Source organism: Parvularculales bacterium (assembly GCA_036881865.1).
In the GTDB taxonomy this organism is placed as follows: Bacteria; Pseudomonadota; Alphaproteobacteria; order JAPOUT01; family JBAJNM01; genus JBAJNM01.
In genome coordinates this window covers 1-10,511 of sequence record JBAJNM010000007.1, presented here as the reverse complement: position 1 = coordinate 10,511, position 10,511 = coordinate 1, and the positions used below count along the sequence as shown (strand labels likewise).

9 protein-coding genes, 1 other RNA gene and 1 pseudogene are annotated in these 10,511 nt (G+C 48.6%); 1 reads left to right on the top strand and 10 read right to left on the bottom strand.

All coding sequences use genetic code 11. The features are described from left to right. Nucleotides 1–2: 2 nt before the first annotated feature. From mraY to V6Z81_02980, 10 genes are all read right to left on the bottom strand, one after another. Nucleotides 3–1,091, bottom strand: a complete 1,089-nt coding sequence (mraY, locus tag V6Z81_03025) for a phospho-N-acetylmuramoyl-pentapeptide-transferase (GenBank protein ID MEG9861462.1) — start codon at nucleotides 1,089–1,091, stop codon at nucleotides 3–5. A gap of 2 nt (nucleotides 1,092–1,093) precedes the next feature. Further along, nucleotides 1,094–2,545 carry a UDP-N-acetylmuramoylalanyl-D-glutamyl-2,6-diaminopimelate--D-alanyl-D-alanine ligase gene (locus tag V6Z81_03020; GenBank protein MEG9861461.1) on the bottom strand — a complete coding sequence of 484 codons (1,452 nt, stop codon included), beginning with the start codon at nucleotides 2,543–2,545 and terminating at the stop codon, nucleotides 1,094–1,096. After that, nucleotides 2,542–4,005 carry a UDP-N-acetylmuramoyl-L-alanyl-D-glutamate--2,6-diaminopimelate ligase gene (locus V6Z81_03015; GenBank protein MEG9861460.1) on the bottom strand — a complete coding sequence of 488 codons (1,464 nt, stop codon included), beginning with the start codon at nucleotides 4,003–4,005 and terminating at the stop codon, nucleotides 2,542–2,544. The genes V6Z81_03020 and V6Z81_03015 overlap by 4 nt, the downstream gene beginning before the upstream one ends. Before the next feature lie 11 nt (nucleotides 4,006–4,016). After that, the gene (locus tag V6Z81_03010) at nucleotides 4,017–5,750 is read right to left on the bottom strand and encodes a penicillin-binding protein 2 (GenBank protein ID MEG9861459.1); all 1,734 of its coding nucleotides are present in this window, start codon (nucleotides 5,748–5,750) and stop codon (nucleotides 4,017–4,019) included. Further along, entirely contained in the window at nucleotides 5,750–6,058 is a 309-nt protein-coding gene (locus tag V6Z81_03005) for a hypothetical protein (GenBank protein MEG9861458.1), read from the bottom strand. Before V6Z81_03005 ends, V6Z81_03010 begins: the two co-directional genes overlap by 1 nt. Continuing rightward, nucleotides 6,058–7,074: a 16S rRNA (cytosine(1402)-N(4))-methyltransferase RsmH gene (gene rsmH / locus V6Z81_03000; GenBank protein ID MEG9861457.1), complete on the bottom strand. Its 1,017-nt coding sequence runs from the start codon at nucleotides 7,072–7,074 to the stop codon at nucleotides 6,058–6,060. Before rsmH ends, V6Z81_03005 begins: the two co-directional genes overlap by 1 nt. Further along, nucleotides 7,067–7,534 carry a hypothetical protein gene (locus tag V6Z81_02995; GenBank protein ID MEG9861456.1) on the bottom strand — a complete coding sequence of 156 codons (468 nt, stop codon included), beginning with the start codon at nucleotides 7,532–7,534 and terminating at the stop codon, nucleotides 7,067–7,069. Before V6Z81_02995 ends, rsmH begins: the two co-directional genes overlap by 8 nt. Before the next feature lie 386 nt (nucleotides 7,535–7,920). Next, nucleotides 7,921–8,315, bottom strand: an RNA gene (rnpB, locus tag V6Z81_02990) — RNase P RNA component class A. Between the two features lie 32 nt (nucleotides 8,316–8,347). Next, on the bottom strand, nucleotides 8,348–9,079 hold the full coding sequence (locus tag V6Z81_02985; protein MEG9861455.1) for an N-acetylmuramoyl-L-alanine amidase: 732 nt from the start codon (nucleotides 9,077–9,079) through the stop codon (nucleotides 8,348–8,350). 491 nt (nucleotides 9,080–9,570) lie between these two features. Next, entirely contained in the window at nucleotides 9,571–9,753 is a 183-nt protein-coding gene (locus V6Z81_02980; GenBank protein ID MEG9861454.1) for a hypothetical protein, read from the bottom strand. A gap of 327 nt (nucleotides 9,754–10,080) precedes the next feature. Between V6Z81_02980 and V6Z81_02975 the strand changes: the two are divergent. Next, nucleotides 10,081–10,511: pseudogene (locus V6Z81_02975) on the top strand (transposase).

Here is a 10,511-nt window from a genome sequence, read left to right as displayed (position 1 = left end):
AGCTATCTCAACTTCAACGTGGAAAGGCCGATAAGCGCTAGGACAAGTGCGATAATCCAAAAGCGGATAACAATCGTCGATTCCACCCAGCCCTTTTCTTCAAAATGATGATGAACAGGAGCCATGAGAAAAACCCGTCGTCCCGTTAGTTTGAAAGATACTACCTGCACAATGACTGAAATGGCCTCCAAAACAAAAATTCCCCCTACAACAGCTAATACCAATTCATGTTTGGTGGCGATGCTGATAGCCCCAAGCGCTCCGCCCAAAGACAATGAACCCGTGTCTCCCATAAACACCATGGCGGGCGGAGCATTGTACCAGAGGAACCCTAAGCCAGATCCGACAAGTGCTCCGCAAAACACTGTTAACTCGCCCGTGCCAGGCATGGCATGGAGATTAAGATATTGTGCAAACTGTGCATTACCGGCGAGATAGGCAATAATGCCGAACGTCGCTGTTGCAATCATCACCAGTACAATAGCAAGGCCGTCCAACCCATCTGTCAAATTTACTGCATTGGAAGCACCCACAATCACAAACACACCGAACAGCAAAAACCCACCCCCTAAAGGAATAAGCACAGATTTGAAAAAAGGAACGGCAATCGTATCTGTTAAGCCTACTGGCGCATGGAGAGTCAGTAGATAAACGCCCACCAGCGCAATAATTCCCTCTAACCCCAGTTTGATCCAACCCGGCAAACCAACCGAAGACCGGCGCATCAGTTGGCGCATATCATCTGCAAAGCCAACCATGCCAAAACCAACCGTTACCATTAAAACGATCTGGACGTATGGATTGCGAATATCCGCCCAAAGCAACGTAGAGATTACCAACGCCATAAGAATGAGCAAACCACCCATGGTAGGAGTGCCTTTTTTAGAAATCAAATGGCTTTTGGGACCATCACCTCGTACCGGCTGGCCTTCGCCTTGTTGCCTGGCAAGCCACCGTATGATGGAGGGTCCTGCGAGCAGGCTAATAAGCAGTGCTGTCATAAGTGCGCCTGCTGCGCGGAAGGTAATGTAGCGAAATAAATTCGCGCCACTAACATCAAACAAAACTTCAATGAACAGGGTATACAGCATAACTATACGCTCCCGTTCGTTGCAGTATTGGTTGTAGCTGGGCTTATATCACCGGAAAACAACAAAGCGCCGCCCTCAAGGGAACGAAGAGACTGAACGACAATAGACATACGAGAGTCATGAGACCCCTTAACCATCACTACATCACCCGCCCCCACAACGCTTTGAACTATAGGAACGAGAGCAGTAGCATCAACACCATGCCCCCCCCTATAACGAGAAGGCAATGCCTCATAAAGATTTCTCATGTGCGGCCCACAGGTGAACACTAAATCAACATTGGCTTGTTCAATGGTGGGAGCCAGCCGACGATGCCAGTCATCGGCAGTTGCACCCAACTCCATCATGTCCCCCAGTACTGCAATTCGCTTTGCTTGACGTGAAACACGTGCTCTGCCCAACGTTTCAATGGCTGCTACCATGGAAGCCGGATTAGCGTTGTAACTTTCATCCACCAAAGTGAACCGTCCGCTCACGCTGTCTACAATGTAATGAAGTCCCCGCCCCGCAAAGATTCTCATACCCGCCCACTGCAACGCTGCCCGTGTAAGATCAGCCCCAAGAGCCTTCAAACATGCCAACCATCCCAGACTATTCATAACAAGATAACGCCCTGGCGCGCCCAGCTTATAAGTGATTCTTTCCCCCATCACATCAACTCTCACACAAGAACACTCTCCGTGAAGGCCCATCTTAAGAAGTCGCACGTCAGCATCAGAAGCCCCACCAAATGTAATAAAGTGATCAACTCCCTCTGCATCGGCCGCTTCCCTCAGTTGCTCATAATGGGCATTGTCCCGATTGATAACGGCAGTCCCGCCCGCTTGCAGACCACTAAAAATTTCTGCTTTAGCAGCCGCTACCTCTTCTATACTATTGAATGCAGCCAGATGCGCTGCTTCTACATTGGTAATCAGCGCTACATGAGGCGAAACCATGTGCGAAAGAGGTCCAATTTCTCCAGCATGGTTCATGCCAATCTCAAACAGGCCATAGTTACTACCGGAGGCCATACGCGCCAGACTTAACGGCACACCCCAATGGTTGTTATAGGAATGCGCAGAAGCATGAGCCACACCCTGAACTTCCAGAGCGCTAACAAGCGCCTGTACCGCGCCGGTTTTGCCAACACTGCCCGTAATAGCAAGAATACGCGCTTGTGTGCGTTGCCTAGCAGCGCGTCCTAAATCTCCAAGCGCCTGCAACGTATCCTCCACTTGAATCAGAGCGCCGGATTCTGCCCTGTCTGCACGCGATACCACTGCTGCGACCGCACCCGCCGCAAAAGCATTCGGAAGAAAATCATGACCGTCAAAATTAGGACCTTCAAGAGCAACGAACAAATCCCCTTCTACTAGAGTGCGCGTATCAATGGAAATTCCCTCCGCCCGCCATCCCAAAGGCCCCGTACCACCAATGGCCGCCATTGCATCAGCCGCAGTCCACAAGGTCATGGCTTTGCCCCCACTAAAACAGAGCGTGCAACCTCACGGTCACAAAACTCTATTACCTGATCGCCAATAACCTGACCCGTTTCATGACCCTTACCCGCAATAATTAACGCATCATGAGGAGTCAATGCTCTAATAGCCTCCGCAATGGCTATCGCACGATCATCTCGCTCATCAGCATCAGGACAAGCCGCTAAAACAGCTGCCCGAATAGCTGCTGCATCTTCTGTGCGGGGATTATCATCCGTAACCCAAACCTTATCAGCAAGACGAGAAGCTACCTCTCCCATCTCTGCCCGCTTGCCACGATCTCTATCTCCACCGCATCCAAACACCAATAACAACTGCCCCCCAACATGTGCTCGAACAGCCCGCAACACATGCGATAAAGCATCGGGGGTGTGCGCATAATCCACATAAACCGGCGCGTTTTCAGTTGTACGACCTACTTCCTCCATACGACCCGGCACACTTTCAAGAGTCGACAAAGCTTCAAACACCAATGCAGGGTCTACTCCAAGCCCTATTACCAAAGCGGCAGCCATGAGTGCATTAATAGCTTGAAACTCCCCTACCAAAGGCAGGTTAGCCCTATAACACTGCCCCTCATAAATAAGCGTCAGACGTTGCCCTTCAGAATAAGGGTCAACGTCTGCAAGGTAAAAACTGCCCCCTTTTCCGCCAACAGTTAGAATGCGATGACCACGTTTACGGCACAGAGAGTCAAAATCAGGATAATCATCTACAGCACCATTCAAAACCGCAAGCCCACCCTTAGGCAACAATTCATTGAACAAACGCAATTTAGAATTTTTGTAAGAACTAACATCTCCGTGATAATCCATATGATCGCGACTTAAATTGGTAAACACTGCCGCCGCCAACCGCACACCATCCAAACGATACTGCGCTAGACCATGACTGGATGCCTCCAGCGCTACGTGAGAAACACCGGCTCTGGCCAACCTACTCAACATCCTATGCATGCTCACAGAGTCTGGCGTCGTTAGGGTTGGCTTGCTTGCACCCTCCATTCCCCCCTCAACTCCCAACGTACCAATACTAGCCCCTGTAATGCCCAACGCTCGCCACAAAGCATTGACAAAAGAAACCACTGATGTCTTACCATTGGTACCGGTAACGGCTACTACCACGTCGGGCTGAGACTCATAAAAACGCGCTGCCATGAGAGATAGGCGGCGGCGTGGATTATCGTCTATAATGAGAGCAACCTTTGTGGCATCTTCTGGCAGATGCGTATCCAGCGGTGCTAGAATGGCACTAGCTCCCCGCCCTATGGCCTCCCCAATAAATTGAAGGCCATTGTTATGCTCTCCCGGTAAAGCTGCAAATAACCATCCCGGTTGCACCTCTCGACTATCTGCTGTCAGACCCGTGATGGTTTTTTCTGCCAATGACGCAACCACAGAATCATCTGTATTCACCAATCCTCTAAGTGTCACGACACCCCTCATCATCTCGACCTTGCGTAAGAAACCGCTATCGCCTCAAGTCCCGATGGTGCTTGTTGATCTTTAGGCCTAAGGCCCAACAAAGGTGCTATCCGCGCCACAATACGCCCTGTCACAGGAGCCGCTGTCCACCCCGCCGTGGCAAACCCGTACGTGCTTTCATTACCATGGGGGTCATCTAGTAAAATTAACATACCATAGCGCGGTGCTTCCGCCGGAAATGCACTAAAAAATGATGTCAACAATTGCCGTTCTTCATAACGCCCATTGACAACTTTTTCTGCTGTGCCAGTTTTACCAATGACGCTATACCCCAAAGTGGCAGCTTGTCGACCTGTTCCCTGTTCAACCACCATCTTCATCAAAGACTGCAAAGCCTCACTGGTATGTCGCGAAACAATACGCACCCACTCACCTGCCAGTTCTTGCGGCTGATCTCGCTCGCGCACAAAAGTAGGCTGCACCCGAAAGCCACCATTCACCAAAACGGCCATAGAACTCATCAACTGCAAGGGAGAAACTGCCATGCCGTAACCGTATGATATGGTAACGCTATTAATTGTCCGCCACCGTTTAGGAATAAGAGGGGCCCCAACCTCCGGTAGTTCTACGTGGAGTGGATTCAGCAAGCCCAGTCTTTTGAGAAACGTCTGATGATTATTACTGCCTACATCCATAATCATCCTCGCTGTACCTATATTAGAGGAATGGATAAAAACCTCCGGAACTGTAAGCCAACGTTTTTCTGGATGAAAATCGCGAATGGCATAGCCTGATACATAAATAGGCTCTGTGGCGTCGTACTTATCTGTCAGTTTTGCCGTCCCGGCCTCTAGCGCAATGGCGGTTGTAAAAGCCTTAAACGTTGACCCCATCTCATATACCCCAAGAGTTGCACGATTAAACCGCGCCCCATCAGAAAACTTGTTAGGATTGTTAGGGTCAAAATCCGGCAAAGACACCATAGCGATGATTTCACCATTGTGAACATCCATCAACAGACCCATAGCGCCGGAAGATCTAAACTCTTCCATGGCCTTTTTTAATTCATCGCGCACCACATGCTGAACAGCAAGGTCAAGGGTGAGAGCAACAGAACTGCCGGAGTTCATATCATCACGAGTGTCTATATATTTTTCAATACCGGCAATACCTTTATTGTCTACATCCACATACCCCAAAACATGAGACGCAACAGGACCGCTAGGATAAACCCGTTTTATCTCCTTGACAAACCCCAGCCCAGGAATACCAAGATTGTGAGTTTTGTAATGTTGAGCCGGTGTTAGTTTACGTGCTAGCCAGATAAATGGCCGCTGTGTTTCAAGACGCACCCTAACATCATTTTCCTCAAGGATGGGCAATGTAGCCGTTAAACGGCTCGCGACTACATCAATATCGGGAACCTGCGTAGCATTGGCATAAAGAGACACCGTTACAAGGTCAGTTGCCAGCAAACGGCCATAGCGATCCGTCAGGTTAGGTCGTCTTATCTTATCTTGGGCAGTACCAATTTGACGCAAGCCACTGTCAGGGGCGTCTAACAAAGCAACATCAACCAACCGTCCTGATAAAGCCGCAAACGCCAAACCAAACAGGCCTGCCATAATAGCTAAGCGGCGGTGACCACCCGCTATCACTTGTCCATGGGCGTGGGCGGTACCAGACCACATGGCCATATCTTGCCCGATGAATGTATCTCTAGGCAGACTATACCCTGACGAACGCCACGACATTATTTCGCACCCTCTTGAGAGACAGGAAGAGTCGTTAGAGGTCTCAAATCATTCAGAGTTTGTATTTGGCCTGCCTGTAATGGCTGAAGAGTACCGTGAGCGCGCACGATATCCTGAAGTCGGGCTGGGTCATTGAGATAGCTCCATTCTGCCTCAAGAATCTGAATAGACTCCTTCTCATGAAGGATATAATCCTGTAAAGTGGCAAGGGTGATATGTTTATCCCTTACGTCATATTTCACTTGGTAAAGAACAAACGAGAACACTACGGTCAATATCACAATACCAATTTGCAAGGGGGTACTCATTATCTACCTCCTGTTAAAGAGCACTCAACCATAGGAAGAGACAGAGATAAAAAATCCAGAGGATACGAACATGCATCTGTGCGTTCAGCTGCTCGCAAACGAGCTGAGCGCGCTCTGACATTTACCGAAACTTCTTCACTACTTGGCTTTTTCACTCCCCTAAATAACAACCGAAAAGATGGAGGTGGAGAAGGTACATCAGGTAGATGCCGCGACGTGGATATGCGCCCAGCACTTCTTTTTTCCAAAAACCTCTTAACAATACGATCCTCAAGAGAATGAAAAGAAACCACAACAAGCCGCCCACCTGCCCGCAAGCATTGCTCTGCGGCACCAAGGGCACTGGCTAGCTCGCGCAGTTCATCATTCACAAAAATCCTCAACGCCAAAAAAGTACGCGTAGCTGGATTTACACCTCTTTTTACTTGTGAAGCCACCCTTGGCGTCACACGCGCTATAAGGTTTGCCAATTCACTGGTACGAGAAAGGGGTGCTTTAGCACGAGCTTCAACAATTGCCTGGGCAATCCGCCTCGCATGACGCTCCTCACCATAGGCCGAGAGTATATCTGCCAACACAGACTCATCCAGCGTATTCAAAACCATCGCCGCACACGGACCCGTACCACTCATACGCATATCCAAAGGCCCATCATGCTGAAATGAAAAACCACGCGCCACATCATCCAACTGCAACGATGACATGCCGATATCCAGCACCACTCCATCAACTGATGCAATGTTTCTCTCATCTAGCAAACGTGCAAGGTCACCGAAAAGGCCCTCAATGACTGCCATGCGACTCAAACACTCAGCCCCTATCTTCCTAGCGCAAGCAATGGCATTAGGATCACGATCTAGCGCTACAACCGAACAATCCGCCGCATCCAAAATAGCGCGTGTATATCCTCCACCCCCAAAGGTACCATCTACATAAAGACCGCTATCTTTTGGCGCTAATGCTGCCAACATCTCACCTACCATCACTGGCTCATGAACCAAAGTGCTCCTATCCATCACCCGACCCCTTGTTTAGAGAACGTAGTAAAAAGCGATTTTCACGCGCCATGGCGCGCGCCTGAACGTAATGATCCTGATAGGCTTCTGGTTGCCAGAACTGAAACTTGTTACCCAACCCAACAAACGTAACCGACGATGTTACGTGCGCTATCTCGCGTAAGGATTCTGGAAGGGTTACTCGACCATCCTGATCCATCAATAATTCTTCACTAGCCCCGATTAGGGCATGGGATAGAGCTTCCCGCTCGTCAGAATAAGGATCTAAGCGATTCAGCATACCATCTAGTTCGTCCATCAGACGTCGCCCGCCAGCCTCTACAACATCCTGCTTAAAGGAGGGATAGCAGATGACACTATTCAGTTCGTCCTTCTCAAGGACAGCACGAAACCGCGCTGGAATAGAAACGCGCCCCTTAGCGTCCAACTTGTTCGTGTGTATGCCACGAAATCCGTACATTCTTCTGTTCTCACTCGCAATACCCACCATTGACCTCTTGCTGTTAATTAGTTCCGGTGGGCGCTCCCTTCATTTTTTTCAAATTTTCCAGCATTTAATCCCAACTTTTCCCCACTAACTGGTCTGCTAGTCAACCCACTGCAATCTCCGGGTTAGTTTGGGCTAAGTATAGAATTATATGGGGTACTATGGGATAGTATGGGTGTCAATGGGAATATAGATACAAACAGTAGAAATATGGCAAGGCTTCATCAAAAAAAGAACATAGAGAGAACAATTATGCTCACCCAAGAACAAAAGCCTTTCAACATGCTAAACAGCCTTCCCGCCTAAAACAAAGCAACAGAGTCAAGCGAAACAACACAGATCACATAAAAATCAAGAAAAAAGCCAGATGGCCTATAAGCCGGGTTCTGTATTCCACCACAAAATAGTGAAATGATGACCATTCATCTAGGATATCCGTTACCGAACACCTCATGCAACCTACCCAGGCGACAATCCGGAAACAGATTCGGCCAGCAGTGCTGAACCATGCGCCTCTATTCGATCTTACTCCCGGTGGGGTTTACCCTGCCACCTCCGTTACCGAAGGCGCGGTGCGCTCTTACCGCACCATTTCACCCTTACCTATATACACAGGCGGTATATTTTCTGCGACACTTTCCCTAAAGACAACCCTGTCGTTAGGTCGTCCTCGCCGGGCATTATCCGGCACCGTATTTCCGTGGAGCCCGGACTTTCCTCTATCTGTTAAAATAGTGGTCATCCAGCCATCTGACGACGGTATCATGGCGGGTGGATTTTTCAGCGTCAAGCAGTACTCACACCAAAAGGCCGCGCCGCAGAAAGCAAAACCTCGAGAGTAGACAGTGTTGAGGCATCCGCCATACCATCAATGCGTGCTGGGCGAAAGTGACGCTGAAACGCACGTATGACTGCACGTGTTTCATCATCAAAATATCCTGTGGTAGGAATCTGGTATCCATAAGCGCCGAGCAAGCGCTGTATAATAGCGGCATCTATCTCGTCGTTAGCCGATGCCTTTATAGGGGCAGGCTCAACCCACATCCCCACACTAGCGCTAGCTAGCAGTGCCCAATCAAAATGCTCACCTGGATCTCTTCGACGTAAGGGTGCTACGTCCGAATGACCCAAGACCTGCGGAGGTTTAATCTTATGGCGTGTTACAATGTCTTGGGCCAACTCCACAACGGCAACCATTTGCGATACCGGAAAATTCTGATAACCAAACTCATGACCCGGATTAACAATCTCAATACCTATTGATCGACTGTTGATATCCTCACGCCCCGCCCAGCAAGAGGCCCCCGCATGCCACGCACGGTTTTTTTCTGCCACCAATTTATGAATTGCGCCATTCTGATCCACTAGATAATGAGCACTCACCTTTGCTGTCGGATCACACAATCTAGCAAGGGCTGCCTCTCCCGATGCCATGCCAGTATAATGCATAATCAACATATCCACTGGCATATCTGCCGGACGGATATTATAATTGGGAGAGAGAAACAATTCGCCCATCACGAAAACAGGCTTTCCCCACAAATTTTAAAAACTTGTAAGGAAACACTCTCTAAAAGAGTCTGACTACTACGGCTTATAATAATAAGAACTCCTGCCATAACCATCACTCATCCTAATAGACAACAGACGTGCTACATCGCCATAGGGCATGATCCCTCAATATAATACCAAAGACAGGCACCATAAGATCCAAAGAAGAGATCAACACTATCTCATAGTATTACAATAGACAAAACATGCTCACGTGACCAAACAAACTCGTCCCCAGCTCCGTATAAATCACGCCTCCCCATACCTCTAAAAAAGCCACCATATATTAATACATTCACTAAGAAAAAGTAGAGATAGCAATATGAAAAATGATCATCCCAGTTGTACTACAGTGACAACAACCAACACATTATCTGAGAGAGATAACTCTCCTAAAAAAGAGAAAAACGAACAGGCCTTACGGTGACCACAACAACTACCACCTTGCTCATGCAGAACTACACCTGTATTATCAAAGTGGTAATATCACCACCAACAACAAATACCGAAGGCTCATGAAAGATACAAACAGCATCCCCTCCAATCAGATTTCTATCAATAGAAGTAAAAGCCCGCACCGCATGAATTAAAACAATCAAGACAAAAAGCGATAACGTTATAGAGCGTGGGTTGTAGTGCACTTTGACCAAATCCGCCCAACAAAAATTTACGCCGTCCGCTTGGGTTGGACTTTGTTACAACCCAGAGGCCTTTAATTGTAAAATTGCCTAATTAGAAGAATGATACATTTTAGTGGACGGATTCCCAGTAAGGCCTCCAGAATACTAACGTTTTTAGTCGGTTAAATTTTCTCAAAGATCTTAATCCTGAAATATGTGGAGGCATCTGTGAATATGGCGGGAGAGAAGTAAAAATAAAGCAAAAATCATTCTGTTATCTTGACCCTCCTCCATTTAACTGGTCCACCCTGAATGTTAGTAACTATATGAAACAGGAGGGGTACCGGTATGGGAAAGAGATGGCACAAACCCGAAGAGATTGTTAGCAAACAACGCCAGATTGAGGTTCTGGTCGGCCAGGGGAAAGGTCGTGTTGACGCAATCCGTCAGGTCGGGATCACGGAACAGACATACTATCGCTGGCGGAAGCAGTATGGCGGGATGGGGACGGACCAGTTGCGTGAGCTGAAGCGTCTACAGAAGGAGAACGAGCGGTTGCGCAAGGCCGTATCGGATCTGACGCTGGACAAGCTTATCCTTGCTGAAGCCGCCTCGGGAAACTACTAAGCCCTTCTCGTCGCCGTCAATGCGTCGATACTGCTCGGGAGAAGTTTGGCATATCAGAGCGCCGCGCCTGCAAGGTGCTCAGGCAGTATCGATCAACACAACGCCGTGTTCCACAAGGCCGTGCTGATGAAGAGCGTCTTGTGGCAGATATG